The organism is Acinetobacter sp. YH12120, assembly GCF_013418795.1.
GTDB classification, from domain to species: Bacteria; Pseudomonadota; Gammaproteobacteria; order Pseudomonadales; family Moraxellaceae; genus Acinetobacter; species Acinetobacter towneri.
Window position 1 is genome coordinate 1 of record NZ_VPBI01000024.1, and the last position, 18691, is coordinate 18691.

Genomic DNA, 18691 nt, shown 5'->3' on the forward strand with positions numbered 1-18691 from the left:
ATCATTCTTAACCAAGTCATTGTTTTATCAGAAGTTTTAATCTTCATCACCGCCAATGGATGTGCATTATAGGTGAAATATTTCGCCTTGCAACCCCTCTTTTTAAGTTTTATCAGTTTTTTAATCCGAACGGTTATTTATTCGGCAAAATCATTTAGATCTGTATTATTCTTGCTCAAAATTAGCAGTATGCTTATTTTCCAATATTAGCTACACTACTTTTATGTTCATTCGTGTTGTATTGAAATGACTCAAAATTTAAAAATAATAACCTTGCTGTCATTTGTAGCAATGCAAACACCTATTTTGTATGCTGCACCTGCATCAAATCTTTATAACACTACATTCTCCATTTTAGCGTATGCAAAATGGCAAGCTAGCACGCCCAAACTTTGTGTCGTAAATCAAGATAATATTGCACAACAATTCAAAAAACATGCCCCATTACATAATAAATATGACATTCAACCCATTCAAAGCCATGAAATATCTAAAAGTAATTGTCAAATATTAATTTTTTCTACGCTTTCTGCTGCACAAGAACAACATACCTTAAATACTCAAGTTCGATTTCCAGCCCTATCTATTAGTTTAAACAATCTGGAATGTGAAACTGGCAGCGCTTTTTGTCTTTATAAAAAAAATGATAACTATGCTTTTAAAGTCAACATGGAAAGCTTGACTCAATCTCAAGTGCATATTGATCCGCGTGTATTACTGCTTGCAAAAACATCGGAGTCAAACTCATGAAGCAGTTATACACTCCAATTACCTTGCATCAATTATTCACACGCGCACAACTCACTATTTTTGTTTTAACTTTTACAATTTGCTCTGGTATTTTTTTGGTGATCTCAACCTACACCATGAACACCTTCGCAAAAAATAGTTTGCAAAGTTTATCTGCAGCATTAAATGAACGTATTCAACCGGCTGTTGTATTCAATGACCAAATAACACTGAACGAAATTCTGTCTGAACATACGCAGCGTTATTCTATTCGTTCAATTGAAGTACGCTCACCTAAACAGACACGTATTGCCTTTATTGAACAGCAAGGTCTAGAGCATTTTTCAATTCAGGCTTTATTGGACTATCTGTTTTTTAATCATCCTGTTCGGCTGAGTATTGACCATGATCAGCAAAACTATGGTGAGTTGGTGGTGTATGGAAACTCTAGTGACTTGGTCAGTTTTTTTTATAAAATCGTTTTAGGATTAATTTTCGGTTTTATTTTGCTTTTAATTGCTGTGTTTTGGTCAATTAATTCAATTTATCAATATCTCATGCAATCTTTAAGTTCTATTGTCAGCTCGGCACAGGAGATCAGTGCACAAAAAAATTATAAGCTGCGCGTTTCAAGTTCAGATATTCAAGAACTTCATGAACTGAGTTATGCCTTTAATGGCTTACTCAATGAGATTGAACAATCCCATAAGAATTTATTGGTTGAAAATCATAAACTGCAATTTCAGTCGCAATACGACAATTTAACGCAGTTGCCAAATCGTAATTATTTTTATGAAACACTGTTTAAGCTATTTACCCAGCCTTCTGCTACGGCTGCAGTATTTTTTTTAGACATTAATAACTTTAACCAAATCAATAACCAATTTGGGCATTTGACGGGCGATAATATTTTACGTGATTCATCACATTGTCTAATTCAGATTTTGCCCTCACATGCGTTTGTTGCGCGTTTAGGTGGCGATGAGTTTGCAGTAATCTTAACTGGCTCACACTCCACTGCAGAATTAGAGGATTATTGTCAAAAGATTCATGCTTGCTATACCTCTACATTTAAGTATGAACAGCAACAAGTTTCCTTAAATGTCAGTATTGGCGTAGCATTGATTGAATATGCCAAAACTCCTGAAAATTTAATTGCCGATGTCGATCGCGCAATGCTCAAAGCCAAACGTGATCAATCAAAATGGTATATTTCACCTCAATCAAACAATAAACAGGTTCCTTATGCTTAAAAAAGTTCTGATCGGCACACTTATTCTTGTTATGGTTTCACTCAGTGCTTGCATGAGTTTGGGGAATGTCAGCTATAAGCAGGCGCGCATGCTAAAACAAGAAGGCTTTATTTTAAGTGATGATGGCTGGACCTTAGCCCTGCCTGAACGCTTGTTATTTGGTTTTGATGAATACGCCATTCAAAATAGCCAAAAAGAACGCCTCAACCAATTGGCACAACAGCTGCATAAATATGACTTGGATAAACTCAAGTTTATTGGTCACACAGACAACGTAGGTTTAGCCAGCTACAATCAAACCCTATCGGAAAAACGCGCCCAAAATGTGGCTCAGATCTTTTTAGATCAGGGTTTTGAAAGAAAAAATATTCAGGTGATTGGACGTGGTGCAACACAACCAATGGTAAGCAATGACACACCAGCAAATCGTGCCACCAACCGACGCGTCAATGTGACGATTGTGCCTTAATAAAAAAGACACTAAAACTTTTCTTATATTGAGCCTCATTCTTGAGGCTTTTTTATGCTGACCAATAACTAATACGAAATCAATTTTAAACCAACAAGGCTTTCATAAATTTCAGGCAAAAAAAAACCGCTTAACGCGGTATCTTTATTGACTTAACCATTTCTACTTAGTATCTGTTCTATTTAGAAAATGGTCGGAGCAGTAGGATTCGAACCTACGACCCCCTGGTCCCAAACCAGGTGCACTACCAGGCTGTGCTATGCTCCGTTTATCTCTCAAAGAGATTGGGGTGAATGACGGGATTCGAACCCGCGACAACTGGAATCACAATCCAGGGCTCTACCAACTGAGCTACATCCACCATTATGTTTGGTTCTTTTATACCAAGCTACCAAAAAATGGCGCGCCTGACAGGATTCGAACCTGTGACCATCCGCTTAGAAGGCGGATGCTCTATCCAACTGAGCTACAGGCGCATGACCGATGATACATAATATCATGCGATACGTTGCCTTGAAGAATTGGTCGGAGCAGTAGGATTCGAACCTACGACCCCCTGGTCCCAAACCAGGTGCACTACCAGGCTGTGCTATGCTCCGATTCATCTCAGCTTTTTGTGTATCGCACATCGTGCGGTACGGTGTGCATTCTAGGCGCGACGCCCGAAGACGTCAACACCTATATTTAAAAAAAATTAAAAAAAAGCTTCAACCGTATATTTATCAAGCATTTTTGATATTTTTCAATCAATTTTAGCGTTTTAAGCTCGCACTGAAATTCAACATACGATCTAGTGGTAATTTAGCACGTTCTGCCATGGCAGGTTCAACGAATACTTCTTGATCACCTGTTTGCAATACATGCAAAATTCCATCCAATTCATTCATCGCCATCCACGGGCAGTGTGCGCATGAACGACAGGTTGCACCCTCACCTGCAGTTGGTGCTTCAATTAGAATTTTATTTGGTACAGCTTGCTGCATCTTGTAGAAAATACCGCGGTCTGTTGCCACAATTAAACGCTCGTGTGGCAAAGTTTTTGCCGCTTGAATAAGTTGCGAGGTACTGCCCACCGCATCAGCTACATCAACAACTGATTCTGGTGATTCTGGATGCACCAAAACTGCTGCATCCGGATACATGGCTTTCATATTGGTTATACCGCGTGAACGGAATTCTTCATGCACAATACACGAACCATCCCAAAGCAGCATATCTGCGCCAGTTTTCTTTTGAATATAGCGTCCTAAGTGCTGATCTGGCGCCCAAATGATTTTTTCACCTAAGCTATCGAGATGTTCAATAATTTCAACCGCACAGCTTGAGGTAACGACCCAATCTGCACGCGCTTTTACCGCAGCGGACGTGTTGGCATAAACCACGACTGTATGATCAGGATGCGCATCACAGAAGCGGCTAAACTCATCGACAGGACAACCTAAGTCTAGCGAACAAGTCGCTTCTAAAGTTGGCATAAGAATGGTTTTTTCTGGCGATAAAATTTTGGCAGTTTCGCCCATAAATTTTACACCAGCTACGACCAACGTGGTTGCCGCATGATCACGACCAAAACGTGCCATTTCCAGTGAATCCGAAACACAGCCACCTGTTAATTCAGCCAGTTCCTGTACTTCAGGATCGCAGTAATAATGGGCAACCAAAACAGCATTGTGCTTTTCGAGTTCTGCTTTAATTTGCGCAAATTTTTCCTGCTTGGCTTGCTCACTCAAATGATGTTCTTTGCTTTCACCCAAGCGATCTAAATGCGCCTGCACAATTGATTTGGCTTCATTGGCAATTAAATTGGTCGCATCATTCATAACAACGTCTTCTCTATCTTCATGCTTGCCCGAACACAAGCTTACTCAAGTCACTGATGATATGGGGGCAATTTACTCATTCACCAGCCCTTTGCCGATTGAATGCTAAAAAAGCCTCACAACGGAGGCTTTATCACTCAATTTGAATTTTTACGAACGGTAATCCGCGTTGATCTTGACATAATCGTAAGACAAGTCACAAGTATAGACTGTATCTGTCGCTTGACCACGTCCTAAATTTACACGAATGGTCATTTCGGTTTGTGCCATGACTCGCGCGCCCGCTGCTTCGGTATAGTCGGCAGCAGCACCGCCATCTTTGCAAATTTGCACATCATCCAACCAAACCTGAATTTTTTCAACGTCTAAATTTGGCACGCCAGCATAACCAATTGCAGCAAGAATACGCCCCCAGTTTGGATCTGAGGCAAAAATGGCCGTTTTTACCAATGGTGAATGTGCAATGCTGTACGCAATATCACAACATTCTTGGGTATTGTCACCATCTTCAACACGTACCGTGATGAATTTTGTTGCACCTTCACCATCACGGATAATCAGTTGTGCCAAACGCAACATCACACGATTCAAAACATCTAATACCACAGCATAACGCGGGTCATTTTCACTGCAAATTTCAGTGCCACCCGCCTGACCTGTCGCCACCAAGATACATGAATCATTGGTCGAGGTATCGCCATCTACAGTAATACGGTTAAATGATTGTTCTACGCTGCGTTTGAGCAATTGCTGCAAGATGTCACGTTGAATTGGTGCATCGGTTGCAACATAGCTAAGCATGGTCGCCATATTTGGGCGAATCATACCTGCGCCTTTAGAAATGCCTGTCATACTATAAGTAATGCCATCTAACTCAAACTGCTCAGATGCACCTTTGGGTGTGGTATCTGTGGTCATAATACCTGTCGCAGCATCATGCCAAGCATCCTCACGTAACGATGCCAGCGCAGGTGCTAAACCAGCAACCAAGCGCTCAATCGGCAATTGCTCACCAATCACACCTGTAGAAAATGGCAAAACTTCTTGGGTAGATACACCTGCCAATTCAGCCAATTTGGCACAGGTGATTTCTGCATTTTGCATACCCAATTTGCCTGTACCCGCATTGGCATTACCTGTATTAATGACCAAATAACGCGGATTGCCTTGAGCTAAATGTGCTTTGGACACATGCACAGGCGCAGCGCAAAATGCGTTTTGAGTAAATACGCCCACTACATTTGAGCCTGCTGCAAATTCAAAAATAACCAGGTCACGTCGGTTCTGATAACGCACATAAGCCTCTGCTGAACCAATTTTTACACCTTTGACCACATGCATGTGTGGCATAGAGACGTCACCAACTGCCATTTTGAAATTTCCAGTACAAATTTGAGAATGTCACAGCTTAGTGGAAATTGAAGAAAAAATCGAGCATCCTCCCTGCTTGATTCAACTTTTGTTAATACACAAGGTCGTATATAAAAAACCAGCCCGTATGGACTGGTTTTAATCTTCAATGTAATGCATCAGCAACTAAAATTATACTGATTGAGCCTATTTGGATTATGGCGTAGTCGCAACCACGGTTTCACCCAATAAAGCCTGTTTTGCACGTTCTTGACTTGCTGCAGATAAAGCAGGATTTGTAGCCACAATACGATTTACATTGGCAGCATTCGCAGGTGCAATCGCTGCAGTCTGCAACACGATTGGACGCTGATCTGGATTAGCAAAGGTATAACGAATACCTGTGCGTGGGCTTGCCACAGTCACGTGACCATTATCCACTTGTACCTGTGCAGTGGTCGCACCCACAGCAGCTTGAACTTTTGCAGGAGTTGTCGTTGTTGCCGCATTTGCAAATGCGAAAGTAGGCAAGCTCAAGGCAACAATCATTAAAGGTTGTAATACTTTTTTCATTTTTTGTTCCACACGTGGATATTGCATGTGCAACTAAATAGCATTTAATTCCAAAATCTGCAAATGCTATACACATCTTGCAAAACTATTACCACAAAGATTTTGCACCCCAAAATACAAAAAGCAGAACCAAAGTTCTGCTTAAGTTGTAACAAGTCAGGTTTAGATTTTACCGTGACACTGTTTATATTTCAGTCCTGAACCACATGGGCATGGCGAGTTACGGCTTGCAGGTGGAACAACCGTTTGCTCAGCAGCACTGTACTGTGGTTCTGATTCAAAGGTTTCGCCCGTTAAACCATCTACATCAGCATGTGAAAGATTAAGCTGCATCGCTTCTGCTTGCGCTTGCTGTTGAGCTTCCATCGCTGCCAGTTCTTCAGGTGTTGGTACATGCACACGCGAAAGATCGGTAACGACATCAGCTTTAATCACACCCAACATATTCACAAATAAGTTAAAGGCTTCTTTTTTGTACTCTTGCTCAGGGTTCTTTTGTGCATAACCACGTAAATGAATCCCTTGACGCAAATAGTCCATAGCCGCCAAATGATCTTTCCAGTGACGATCAAGTGAACTGAGCATAAAGTGGCGTTCTAGCATCGCAGCAGATTCATCACCCATTTGCTGACGACGTGCACGGTAACGTGTCACAATTTCATCGGCAATACGTTCAACCAAAGCTTCTTCATCTAGGCGACGATCATCTTCGAGCCATTGGTTAATTGGTAATTCGACGCCCAAATCATCACGCAAGGCACGCTCTAAACCATCAATATCCCATTGGTCATGAATTGATTCTGGTGGAATATAATTGGCGATCATACCTGTGACCACTTCACGGTGCATTTCTTCAATATAGTCTTGCAGCGTGCTTTCTGCCAGAATATCATCACGCTGTGAATAAATGATCTTACGTTGTTCGTTGTTTACGTCATCGTATTTCAACAAGTTTTTACGGATGTCGAAGTTACGTGCCTCAACTTTACGCTGTGCATTTTCGATAGAGCGTGACACCATTTTGTGTTCAATCGCTTCATCTTCCTGCAAGCCCATAGCACGCATCATTGCTACAACACGATCACCTGCGAAAATACGCATTAAGTCATCTTCGAGTGACAGATAGAAACGTGACACGCCTGGGTCACCCTGACGACCTGCACGACCACGCAACTGGTTGTCAATACGACGCGATTCGTGACGTTCTGAACCAATAATGTGTAAGCCACCTGAACTTAACACCATGTCATGGTTTTGTTCCCACTCTGCCTTTAAACGCGCTTCATCTTCAGGAGTTGGGTTTTCAATTTTGGCTAGCAAAGCTTTCCAGTTACCACCTAGCAAAATATCTGTACCACGACCCGCCATGTTCGTGGCAATAGTCACCGCACGTGGTGAGCCTGCTTGCGCAATGATGTCAGCTTCGCGTTCGTGTTGCTTCGCATTCAATACTTCGTGCTGAATACCTGCTTCACGCAGTTTATCCGATAAAATTTCTGAAGCTTCAATGGTCGCTGTACCAATCAGAATTGGTGCGACACCCGCTTCATGCACGCGTTGAATTTCTTGAATAATCGCGTTGTATTTACCAGTACGGTTTAAATAAATTAAATCGTTTTGGTCATTACGAATCATTGGTCGGTGCGTTGGAATGATGACCACATCAAGACCATAAATTTCTTTCATTTCTGCAGCTTCAGTGTCTGCAGTACCCGTCATTCCCGAAAGCTTTTTGTATAAACGGAAATAGTTCTGGAAGGTTGTGGTCGCTAAAGTCTGGTTTTCGGGCTGAATTTCTAGACCTTCTTTCGCTTCTACCGCTTGGTGCAAACCTTCTGACCAGCGACGGCCAGGCATGGTACGACCTGTGTTTTCATCGACAATAATCACTTCACCATCATGGATGATGTAATGCACGTTGCGTTGATACAAGAAGTGCGCACGAATAGCTGCAGATACGTGATGCACCAAATTCAGGTTAGATGCAGAATACAGACTTTCGCCTTCTGCCAATAAACCCATTTGAATTAATTCATTTTCTACCGTTTCATAACCAATTTCGGTCATTTCTACAGTACGTTGTTTTTCATCAATCCAGAAATGTCCACCATCGGCTACTTTTTCTTCTTTTTGTGCATGCAATTTTGGCGGAATGGTGTTGATTGCTGCATATAACTGCGATGAGTCATCACTTTGACCAGAAATAATTAATGGGGTACGTGCTTCATCAATTAAGATCGAGTCCACTTCATCAATAATGGCATACGTCAGGCCACGCTGTTTTTTCTCACTCAGTGAGAACACCATGTTGTCACGCAAGTAGTCGAAACCAAATTCGTTATTGGTACCGTAAGTAATGTCTGCACGATAAGCCTGTGCTTTTTCAGTCGGGTCTTGCATGGAGTAGATAATGCCAATGCTTAAACCTAAAAACTCAAATAAAGGACGGTTGAGTTCAGCATCACGCTGCGCCAAGTAGTCGTTCACAGTAATGACGTGCACGCCCTGACCGCTTAAAGCATTTAAATAGCAGGCCAAAGTTCCCATTAGGGTTTTACCTTCACCTGTACGCATTTCTGCAATTTTACCTTCGTGCAAGGTAATACCACCAATCAACTGCACGTCATAGTGACGCATGCTCATGACACGTTTAGCCGCTTCACGACATACTGCAAATGCTTCTGGTAATAATTTATCTAAACTTTCGCCTTTGTTATAACGTTGTTTGAATTCTTCGGTTTTTGCAGATAAGTCTGCATCGCTTAAGGCAGATATCGTCGGCTCGAGCGCATTAATCTTGTCTACGATTTTACGCATGCGTTTGAGTTCGCGCTCATTTTTAGTACCGAAGATTCCTCCGATCAGACTTGCCAACATGAATAAACTCTCTAAATCTTGCTTGTCAAATAAATAGGTTTTTCTTAGTGGTTATTATGGTGCTAGAAATTTGAAGTACAAGGGTTTTGCACAAAAACCTATTAAAAATTCCAATCTCTACTTGCCATTTCTCGCTGCTAAGTGGCAGTTAATGTAACAAATTTCGAGCGGACGATATATAGCAATCACACATGAATCTATTTTGAAAATGCAATAAAAACGACACAGCATATTCAATTTACTCATAAGCACATACAAAAACACTATTTAATTCTGCAAAAGGAATGGCGCATAGTAGTACGCACACATCACACAACAAAACAAGACAGAGGTACACAATGACTATTCGCTTAGGTGACACTGCACCCAACTTCACGCAAGATTCAAATGAAGGCCCAATTGATTTTTATGAATTTTTAGGTGACAGCTGGGGCATTCTATTTTCGCATCCTGCCGACTACACACCTGTCTGCACCACCGAGCTAGGCTATACCGCAAAACTGAAAGATGAATTCAGCAAGCGCAATGTCAAAGCGATTGCACTTTCTGTAGATGATGCTGAATCTCACAAAGGCTGGATTCAAGATATTAACGAAACCCAAAACACGACGGTTAATTTCCCAATTCTTGCTGACCAAGATCGTAAAGTGTCTACCCTGTACGATTTTATTCACCCGAATGCCAGCGAAACACTGACTGTTCGCTCATTAATCATTATTGATCCAAATAAAAAAGTACGCTTGATCATTACTTATCCTGCTTCTACAGGACGTAATTTCCACGAAATTTTACGTGTGATTGATTCACTACAACTGACTGACAATTACAAAGTTGCAACGCCTGCCAACTGGCAAGATGGTGAAGATGTGGTGATCGTGCCTTCCATTCAGGATGAAGCGGAACTTAAAGAACGCTTCCCAAGTGGATATAAAGCCATCAAGCCTTATTTGCGTTTGACCAAACAACCGAACCGCACTTAATTAAGTGTTACATGAGCAAGCCTATCTTCGGATAGGCTTTTTACAATCAAAGCATTTGAAACACGCCTAAATTCAATCAGCATTAAAAAAGGATTTAACCCAAAAGATTAAATCCTTTTTAATAAACATTTTGATCGAATGATCTAGTCGCGTTTATCTAACGGTATCCAGTCAATCACCCATGCAGATTTCATATTCAAACTTGGGTCTGCGGTAATTTTCTTACGGGTTGCATCGGCAGCATCACGGTCTTTAGATGGCCCAACCATAATCCGAACCCCTTTAGACGTTGGACTTTGGGTAACTTTATAACCTTTGGCTTTCAGTTTTGCCGCCAAAGCATCGGCATTGGCTTGGTTAGCTGCCAAAGCCACTTGTACCATCCACTGCTTATCGCCTTCTTCCAATAACTTACGTGCTTTTTCAGCTTCAGCCTTTTTCTTGGCAGCTTCTTCAGCTTTGCGTTTTTCCTCGGCTTTACGCTTATCTTCGGCAGCCTTACGTTCTGCTTCTTTTTTCGCTTCTGCTGCTTTGCGCTCTTGTTCAGCTTTACGTTTTGCATCGGCTTGGCGTTGTTCTTCCGCTTTGCGCTTCTCTTCTGCAATGCGTTTTTCTTCCGCTAAACGCTTTTCATCTGCTGCTTTTTTCTCTGCAGCACTACGCTCTTGCGCAGCTTTTAACTCAGCAGCTTTCTTGGCATCCGTTGCTTTTTGCTGCTCTAACTTCTTTTGCTGAGCGGCTTTTTCTTCAGCCAAACGCTTTTGCTTGGCTTGTTCATCTTCGACCAATTCAGGCGGAATATTGTCAGAACTTTGCTGCTGACCAGAACGTAATGCATTTAAGGCAGCATATTCTTCTGCAGCTTTACGCGCTGCTTCTGCTTCTGCCTGTTGTTGCATCGCTAAAAACTCAGCTGCACGTGCTTCTTGCTCTGCCACTGCTTTTTCACGCGCACGGCGCTGCTCTTCAAGCAGACGCTGCTCGGTTTGCACATCGACAGTTAAAGGTTGCAATTGCACCATTTCTGCCTGATTGGCATTTTTATGTTGAACTTGTTCGGCTTGGCTTGGGGTTTTCACATTATTTTGATGTATTTCTTCTTGCCCTTTTAAAAGCAATGCTGCCAATAAAACACCACCACCTAATAAAACAACGCCACCCATCCAGCGCTGTTTGTTATTCATTGACATTCTTCCAAATACTCCCATACCGCTTCTAAGGTATGAAATGATCCACATACCAAAATCAGCTGATTATTTTTTGTTTCATCCAGTGCTGATTTAAAAGCCAATTGTATACTGTCGAAGTGTTGTATTGTTTCGCCTTGCAAAGCCTGATCCAAAACCGTGATCTCCGCCGCACGAGGCACATTTAATGTGGCAATTTTCCACATTACGACACTATCTTTCAATAACTCAACCACAGAATTTATATCTTTATCTGCAAGCATTGAAAAAACACTGACCACTTCAGTGTACTGTTTATTGTAATTTAAGAAATTGCGCAATTGCTTTAACAAAAATTCAACGCCATGCGGGTTATGTCCTGCATCAAAAATCACGGTTTTGCCCTGAATTTGACGAATTTCAAAACGTCCCGCCAATTTGGCCGTTTGAATACCTTGTGCAATTGCGTCTTGGGTGATTTCTAAACCACTGTGCAAGACTGCTGCCACAGCCGTTGAAATATTATCGAGGGCTAAACTGCCTGTTGGAAGTTTTAAGGTACAACCCGATGCAGCAAACATCCATGACTGACCATCTTGCATATCCCGATAAAAATAATCACGATTCAAGACAAACAAAGGTGCATTGCAGGTTGCTGCTTTGTCGTGAATAGCTTGAGGCAAATCTTGCTGACCTGCAAAAATGACAGGAATGTTAGGACGAATAATGCCTGCTTTTTCATAGGCAATTTTTTCGATGCTATCGCCTAACCAATCGACATGATCTAAACCGATATTGGTAATAACCGCCACATCAGGATTGACGACATTGACCACATCTAAGCGTCCACCTAAACCGACTTCAAGCACCCATACATCGCAATCACGTGCTTTAAAAATCACAAAGGCTGCCAAAGTCGTGGCCTCAAAAAAAGATAAACTCAGATCGCAATCACGTCGTGCTTGATCGACTTGCACAAAAGCATCAATCAAACTTTGGTCATCGATTTCGACGCCTGCTAATTTGACTCGTTCATTAAAACGGTAAATATGTGGCGATTGGTACAACCCAACCCGATAGCCCTGCGCATTTAAAATAGCCGCTAAAGTGGTTGTGGTTGAGCCTTTGCCATTGGTTCCCGCAACCGTAATGACTTTAGCTTTAGGATGGGTTACACCCAATTTTTCTGCAACGGGAATGACCCGTTCCAAACCTAAATCAATACCCGTAACGTGAACATGGCTCCAATAATTGAGCCATGTGTTTAAATCATCGGTTGCAAGAGGTGCTGTGTTCAAGGCAAGTTCATCAGTTTCGCAAGAATACGATAAACTGTATCACGTAATGCATGACGATGGACAATTTGATCGACCACACCATGATCAAGTAAGTATTCTGCACGTTGGAACGGTTCTTCCAGTTTTTCACGTACAGTTTGCTCAATGACACGTTTACCCGCAAAACCAATCATCGCTTTAGGTTCTGCAATGTGCACATCACCCAGCATCGCCAATGATGCAGTTACACCACCATATACAGGATGTGTTAATACTACGATGTAAGGTAAGCCTGCTTCTTTCATACGTTGAATTGCTGCAGAAGTACGCGCCATTTGCATTAATGACAACATGCCTTCTTGCATACGCGCACCGCCCGATGCTGCGAAGCAAATTAACGGTTGTTTTTGCTGAATCGCACGTTCAGCAGCTTGCACAAAACGGTCACCCACTACGGTACCCATTGAGCCGCCCATAAAATCAAACTCAAATGCACAAGCAATGACTGGCATATCTTTTAATAAGCCCTGCATCACCACTAAAGCTTCGGTTTCACCCGTTTTCTTTTGCGCTTCAGTCATACGCTCAGGATAAGCTTTGCTGTCTACAAATTTGAGTGGGTCTTTGGCAGAGAATTCTTGACCTAATTCGTTTTGCACTTGGTCAAAGAACCAAGTTAAACGCTCACGCGCTTTCATACGTAAATGTTCATCACATTGTGGGCATACATAAGCGTTGAACGACATTGCCGTACGTGTCACCAAGGCATGACATTCTGGACATTCAATCGTTGGTTCAGTAAAGATCGCTTTTAACGCTTGTTGCTCATCTGGTGTTTCAATACCAGGTACACCACGTGCAGTCCACGGCGTCGATGGGCTTAGAATTTTCCCTGTTTTCACTTCTTGACTCATACTAACTCATCGAGCGCAGCTCGAAGCTCCTTCACTTTATTAACCGTTGCAATGACGGCTTGTTCTGGTGCTAAGCTCGCAAATTGTTTTACAAAAGCACTTCCGACAATGACTGCGTCGGCAGCCGCGCCCATTGCTTTGGCAGATGCAGCATCACTGATGCCAAAACCCACACCCACAGGCACGTTGGTTACAGCTTTAATCTGTTGGATGCGGGTTGCTGCTTCTGCAACATCAAGTGTTGCTGCACCCGTCACGCCTTTCAAAGAAACATAATAAATAAAGCCACTGGCTTGGTTTGCAACAAATTGAATACGCTCTGGTGTAGAAGTTGGCGCTAACAAGAAAATTTGATTCATCCCATATTTATTCAGGACTTCATCAAATTCTTGGGCTTCTTCAGGTGGTAAATCGACCAGAAGTACACCATCGACACCACAGTCATGTGCATATTCAACAAACTTTTCATAACCAATGACTTCTACAGGGTTTAAATATCCCATCAATACCACAGGAGTTTCCTGATCTTTTTGACGGAACTCTTTGACCATGTTTAAAGCATCTAGCGTATTGGTTCCACCTGCCAACGCTCGCTCTGCAGCGAGGGCAATTACTGGACCATCAGCCATTGGGTCTGAAAACGGCAAACCTAATTCAACGACATCTACCCCTGCCTCGACCATTTGATGTAACAACGGAACTGTGACTTCTGGATGAGGGTCACCTGCCATAACATAAGAAACCAAGGCCTTACGCTGTTGAGATTCAAGCTGTGCAAATCGTGTGGCTAAACGTGACATAGGGTTGTATTTTCCTTGAATGATTAAAACTGAGACATTTGCTATTGTAGAAATACAAATTGACCCATTGTAACGCTATTTTTTACTCAATGAATAGCGCACAGGCATGAGTTGCTGCATTTCTGTTTGCAAAACGATTTATTCAGAACAACCGCGAGGCTACATTTACTGATATTTGCGCTTTTTTCTCAATGATCAAAGATGCCTAATTTTGCCTGCTTATCGGTTTTTGAAACTTGCTCAATCGTGCTTTTAAATTTAAAAATATTGATAAAAATAAACAACTTCAGGTTTTATCTTAGGCTTTATCAACCTTGCAAAAGCTGATTCGGTCATGGCTACACACAGCTTATTTTCAATCTCTTAGCGCGAAATCACCTGTTGATAATGAGCCAATCCATACTATTTATGGCGTATTTTGCTGTAGAGAAAGTGCATCCTCAGCTTGCTGCAACTGCTGTTTACGTTTTAGCAAGGTCTGTCCTGTACAGGCTTTATAGGCACGCGCCAAAGCCGATTGGTCTGAATAACCCAACAACTGTGCAATATCGCTTAGGCTCACATTTTGTCGCAGTAAGTTTTCACAGCGCTGCATCCGTTCTATTTCAAGAATCTGTTTAAAACCCGTACCTTCCTGTTTAAGCTGACGCTGTAACGTACGCCCTGAACGAAATAAACGCTGCGCCACCCATTCAATGCTCGGCACTTGCTGTTCATAACGTAAATAATGCGCCACCTGCTCTTGGACTTGCTGCTGCACGGTTTCTAATTGTGGTTTTAACGCAATCGCATCTTCAGCTTGTTTGGTGAGTAAATGAATTAAAGAGGGATCGGCTTGCTGTGGTTTTAAACTGAGGCTTTCTAAATTTAAAACAATTTGATATTCCGCTTGCTTAAATAAAACCTTATAACCATAAAACTTTTCATAATGCAGCATCGCCATACGCGGTGCATGGGCAAAATGAATCTCCCGTATCGGAGAGTGTTGAAAATCAAAAATTTGCATGGCCAATTGAGTCATACAGGCAAAAGTCATTTCATGAACCAAGCTGTATTTTTCATCCACCAACGGCCATGATAAATATAAAGCATCTGATTGTTGTTCCAGTCGCATCGGTACGGCTGCCGTACCATCTACCACCAAACGACTAAAACGCATCATATATTGAAGGGCTTCTGCAACACTATTACTACGCGATGCCATATAGCCGAGCACACCAAAATGTTCAGGCTGAATATAACGCGCCAATTCAAAAACAAGCGTTGGACAATCTAAAAACTGAATACTGTGTTGGATGATCTCATTAAAAAATTGATAAGACGATTGGGTATCCATAGGCAATGCCAACACATGCTGTAAATGCTGCAATTGTGCAGGCGAAAATCCAAGCTGCTCAGGAACTCTGCCCTGTGCAGATAAATAGCGTAACCAAAGTTGATAATAGCCATTTGGAATTTGAATTTCGCTCATGTGCTTGCTCATTTTGACATGCATCATTTTCTTTTGTCGTTTAATGTATAAAAACTGGCAAATACTGTCAAAACAAATCTGCCAAAGCCCGACATACTGCAAACAGGATTGACCAGAGTGAAATAAAATAAAATGAATGCACTTGTCCAATATCATGTTGCGCCCATAGTACGCAGCAATCTCGATTTTAAATTAGCCGATGTGCCGCGTTACTGGTTTGCAGGTGACCCGTTTTTGACCCGCATGTTTGATGCTTTAAGCCTGACTTTTCCTGATGGCGAGCGTTATTTCATTCAATCGGTACGTTTGTTCCGTGATCAAATTCAAGACCCAGACTTAAAACAACGTGTTGCCGATTTTATTCGGCAAGAAGCTCAGCACGGCATTGCACACGACAAAATGAATCAGGTTATGAAAGATCAAGGCATGCCTGTAGATCAGTTTATTCAGCGTCTAAACAAAGTGTTTAAGTTTGAACTGAAATATCGCTCGCCCCAATACAACATCGCCATGACAGCGGCTGCGGAACATTTAACTGCACTTATGGCAGAAACTTTTTATGGCGAAAAAGACACGCTACAAGATGCACATCCTTATGTCCGCGCCTTATTTGCATGGCATGCGATTGAAGAAATGGAACATCGTGATGTGGCGTTTGATGTGATGCAACAGGTGGGCAATGTGCCTGAAGTGACCCGAAAAATGGCGTTGGTGCTGACCACAGGTTTAATGTTCGGATTTACCCTGTACCGCGCCAATGTCATGCTGAAATGCGATGGGTTTAATCGTATCCAGCGCCTTAAAATGAATGTACGTGGCTTGCAATGGCTGTTTGGCAAACAAGGGAAATTACGCAAAATGCAATCACAATATCGTGATTGGTTTAAACCTGACTTTCACCCTAGCCAACATCCAATCATCGCGCAATATGATGTCTGGCTTGAGACTTTGGCGCAAACAGGCGACCCAATTCAGGCAGGTGAAGCATTTTGGCAGGCAGGAAAATAAAGCTTTTGGTTTTGCTTGGCTTTTAACCAATGAACACCTAAGCATTGCTTAGCTTTATACAAACTTGCCTCTAATATCTTTATATAAAGTAAGGCATAAGGCAATGCTGAGTCATATCTTATTATTTCTTATTTATGAGTGACCAACACAGTTTAAGCGTAAGAGATCGCTGTTACTGTTACAGCTCCATCTCCTACGCAGAAAAAGGTTTTAGTCCTGATTCATAATAAAAAAGTATTGGCGATAATATTTCAGCTCAGCAATCGAATCACGAATATCATCCATCGCCAAATGCGACGCATTCTTTTTCAAACCGCTCATAATTTCTGGACGCCAGCGCTTTGCCAACTCTTTCACTGATGAAACATCCAAATTACGATAATGGAAGTACTGTTCCAATTCAGGCATTAAACGGTGTAAAAAACGGCGGTCTTGGCAAATTGAGTTGCCACACATTGGCGATGTTTTAGGATTAACCCATTTTTTCAGAAACTCAATAGTTTGCTGTTCTGCATCCTGCGCAGTGAGTTTGCTGCGACGCACACGCTCAATTAAGCCCGATTGTCCATGCTGACGTGTATTCCACTCATCCATGGCATTTAAAATACGATCAGGTTGATGCACAGCCAGCACAGGACCTTCTGCCAAAATATTTAAATGATCATCGGTCACAATGGTAGCCACTTCAATAATTTGGTCGTTATCGGTATCTAAACCTGTCATTTCCAAATCAATCCAAATGAGGCGAGTATCAGGCGTGCTGCTCATAAATGTGCAATCTTATTCGGCTTAAAAACAGCATAGTAGCAAATTTCTTGCTTCTTGGCTGTAACTGTGCCCCCGCTTCATGCTATTTTTGCCATCCTGAGTTCATGGTTTTTTTAGGATATGAATGGCTTTAATTCGTAAGCGTCGATTGACTGAACAACAGCAACGTCGAATTGAAAAACAACACAAGTCACGTCAGGCAGACATTGACACTTCACATGATTTAGAAGGCTTGGTGGTACAACACTATGGTCGTCAATTAGAAGTTCAGGCTTTATCTGTTCCTGAAATTCATCCTGAAAAACCGGTGGTGCACGCAGGTGAGCCAGAACCATTTTGGAAACCTATTGAAATGGGAAGTATTTGGCGCTGTCACACTCGTACCAATTTAGAATTATTGGTGACGGGAGATCGGGTCAAATGGCAGGCCGACCCAAATACAGGTTTAGGAATTATTACCGCGATTCATCCACGCCAATCTTTATTGACCCGACCTGATCGTTATCACAAAGTTAAACCTGTTGCCGCCAATATCAGTTTGATTGTGATTGTTTTTGCGCCTTTGCCTGAACCTGCACCGGGCTTGATTGACCGCTATTTGGTTGCTTGTGCCGATGCCGATATTCCCGCCTTATTGGTTTTAAACAAATCTGATTTACTCAAAGAAAACGACCCGATTTTAGACTTGCTCAAGGAATATCAAGACTTGGGATATGAAGTTATGCAAACCCAATCCGATGCGAATTTAGAGCATTTAGCGGCACGTTTAGCAGGTGAAACGGTAGCTTTTGTCGGGCAATCGGGCGTGGGTAAAAGCTCGCTGATTAATGCCATCGTGCCCGAAGCGGCGCAAAAGACCAATATCATTTCGGAAAACTCGGCACTTGGACAGCACACCACAACCTCTACTCGTTTAATTGGCTTTGGAGATGGTGCTGCCTTAATTGACTCACCGGGGATTCGTGAATTTGGTTTGTGGCACTTGAGCCAAGATAAAATTCAAAATGGTTTTCCTGAAATTGAAAACCTGTTGGGTCATTGCCAATTCCGCAACTGTACCCATAAACATGAAAAGCAATGTGCGCTGCGACTGGCTGCTGCAGAAGGCGAAATTTTATCGCGTCGTTTAGACAGTTATTTAAGACTGTGTGATGAAATTGCCGAAGCGCAACAAAAAAATTAATTTTATTGTGGCGCTGCCCTTGAAGCGGTGTTTTTGATCGCCATATTTATACG

Annotated in this window: 16 protein-coding genes and 4 tRNA genes; 6 read left to right on the plus strand and 14 right to left on the minus strand. The window is 42.1% G+C overall.

Going from position 1 to position 18691, the window contains the following annotated elements; translation table 11 throughout:
- Window positions 1-246: 246 nt before the first annotated feature.
- Genes FTU58_RS11935 through FTU58_RS11945 form a run of 3 tightly spaced genes read left to right on the plus strand, consistent with a single transcriptional unit; the run spans window position 247 to window position 2451 of the window.
- Window positions 247-750, plus strand: a complete 504-nt coding sequence (locus FTU58_RS11935; RefSeq protein WP_096902398.1) for a YfiR family protein — start codon at window positions 247-249, stop codon at window positions 748-750.
- Window positions 747-1982 (plus strand): diguanylate cyclase domain-containing protein, encoded by a 1236-nt coding sequence (locus FTU58_RS11940; protein WP_180062481.1) that lies wholly within the window; start codon window positions 747-749, stop codon window positions 1980-1982. Before FTU58_RS11935 ends, FTU58_RS11940 begins: the two co-directional genes overlap by 4 nt.
- Window positions 1975-2451 carry an OmpA family protein gene (locus tag FTU58_RS11945; RefSeq protein ID WP_004976277.1) on the plus strand — a complete coding sequence of 159 codons (477 nt, stop codon included), beginning with the start codon at window positions 1975-1977 and terminating at the stop codon, window positions 2449-2451. The genes FTU58_RS11940 and FTU58_RS11945 overlap by 8 nt, the downstream gene beginning before the upstream one ends.
- A 190-nt stretch (window positions 2452-2641) precedes the next feature.
- Here FTU58_RS11945 and FTU58_RS11950 read toward each other — a convergent pair.
- From FTU58_RS11950 to secA, 8 genes are all read right to left on the minus strand, one after another.
- A tRNA-Pro gene (locus tag FTU58_RS11950) sits at window positions 2642-2718 on the minus strand.
- Between the two features lie 18 nt (window positions 2719-2736).
- Window positions 2737-2812: transfer RNA gene (locus FTU58_RS11955), tRNA-His, on the minus strand.
- A 38-nt stretch (window positions 2813-2850) separates the two neighbouring features.
- Window positions 2851-2927 (minus strand) — tRNA-Arg (locus FTU58_RS11960).
- A gap of 46 nt (window positions 2928-2973) precedes the next feature.
- Window positions 2974-3050 (minus strand) — tRNA-Pro (locus FTU58_RS11965).
- A 153-nt stretch (window positions 3051-3203) separates the two neighbouring features.
- The gene (gene nadA, locus FTU58_RS11970; protein ID WP_180062482.1) at window positions 3204-4271 is read right to left on the minus strand and encodes a quinolinate synthase NadA; all 1068 of its coding nucleotides are present in this window, start codon (window positions 4269-4271) and stop codon (window positions 3204-3206) included.
- 150 nt (window positions 4272-4421) lie between these two features.
- Entirely contained in the window at window positions 4422-5642 is a 1221-nt protein-coding gene (gene argJ / locus FTU58_RS11975; RefSeq protein ID WP_131261960.1) for a bifunctional glutamate N-acetyltransferase/amino-acid acetyltransferase ArgJ, read from the minus strand.
- A 195-nt stretch (window positions 5643-5837) separates the two neighbouring features.
- Entirely contained in the window at window positions 5838-6194 is a 357-nt protein-coding gene (locus FTU58_RS11980; RefSeq protein ID WP_104853293.1) for a hypothetical protein, read from the minus strand.
- A 162-nt stretch (window positions 6195-6356) separates the two neighbouring features.
- Window positions 6357-9071, minus strand: a complete 2715-nt coding sequence (gene secA / locus FTU58_RS11985) for a preprotein translocase subunit SecA (protein ID WP_180062483.1) — start codon at window positions 9069-9071, stop codon at window positions 6357-6359.
- Window positions 9072-9409: 338 nt separating this feature from the next.
- Between secA and FTU58_RS11990 the strand changes: the two genes are divergently transcribed.
- The gene (locus tag FTU58_RS11990) at window positions 9410-10051 is read left to right on the plus strand and encodes a peroxiredoxin (protein ID WP_004976269.1); all 642 of its coding nucleotides are present in this window, start codon (window positions 9410-9412) and stop codon (window positions 10049-10051) included.
- Between the two features lie 143 nt (window positions 10052-10194).
- On the opposite strand, the gene FTU58_RS11995 is transcribed toward FTU58_RS11990, so the two are convergent.
- From FTU58_RS11995 to FTU58_RS12015, 5 genes are all read right to left on the minus strand, one after another.
- On the minus strand, window positions 10195-11241 hold the full coding sequence (locus FTU58_RS11995) for an SPOR domain-containing protein (protein ID WP_373886011.1): 1047 nt from the start codon (window positions 11239-11241) through the stop codon (window positions 10195-10197).
- Entirely contained in the window at window positions 11232-12515 is a 1284-nt protein-coding gene (folC, locus tag FTU58_RS12000; protein ID WP_167845785.1) for a bifunctional tetrahydrofolate synthase/dihydrofolate synthase, read from the minus strand. Before folC ends, FTU58_RS11995 begins: the two co-directional genes overlap by 10 nt.
- Entirely contained in the window at window positions 12512-13408 is an 897-nt protein-coding gene (accD, locus tag FTU58_RS12005) for an acetyl-CoA carboxylase, carboxyltransferase subunit beta (RefSeq protein WP_004976262.1), read from the minus strand. The genes folC and accD overlap by 4 nt, the downstream gene beginning before the upstream one ends.
- The gene (gene trpA / locus FTU58_RS12010; RefSeq protein ID WP_004976260.1) at window positions 13405-14208 is read right to left on the minus strand and encodes a tryptophan synthase subunit alpha; all 804 of its coding nucleotides are present in this window, start codon (window positions 14206-14208) and stop codon (window positions 13405-13407) included. The genes accD and trpA overlap by 4 nt, the downstream gene beginning before the upstream one ends.
- A gap of 406 nt (window positions 14209-14614) precedes the next feature.
- A complete protein-coding gene (locus FTU58_RS12015) occupies window positions 14615-15679 on the minus strand; it encodes an AraC family transcriptional regulator (protein ID WP_180062485.1) in 1065 nt (354 codons plus the stop codon).
- 132 nt (window positions 15680-15811) lie between these two features.
- On the opposite strand from FTU58_RS12015, the gene FTU58_RS12020 reads away from it, so the two are divergent.
- Entirely contained in the window at window positions 15812-16687 is an 876-nt protein-coding gene (locus tag FTU58_RS12020; protein ID WP_180062486.1) for a metal-dependent hydrolase, read from the plus strand.
- Between the two features lie 210 nt (window positions 16688-16897).
- On the opposite strand, the gene orn is transcribed toward FTU58_RS12020, so the two are convergent.
- Complete coding sequence (gene orn / locus FTU58_RS12025; protein ID WP_004976254.1) at window positions 16898-17455, minus strand: oligoribonuclease; 558 nt, start codon at window positions 17453-17455, stop codon at window positions 16898-16900.
- Between the two features lie 124 nt (window positions 17456-17579).
- Here orn and rsgA point away from each other — a divergent pair, with 124 nt between their 5' ends.
- A complete protein-coding gene (rsgA, locus tag FTU58_RS12030; protein ID WP_154321039.1) occupies window positions 17580-18638 on the plus strand; it encodes a small ribosomal subunit biogenesis GTPase RsgA in 1059 nt (352 codons plus the stop codon).
- The last annotated feature ends 53 nt before the right edge of the window (window positions 18639-18691 follow it).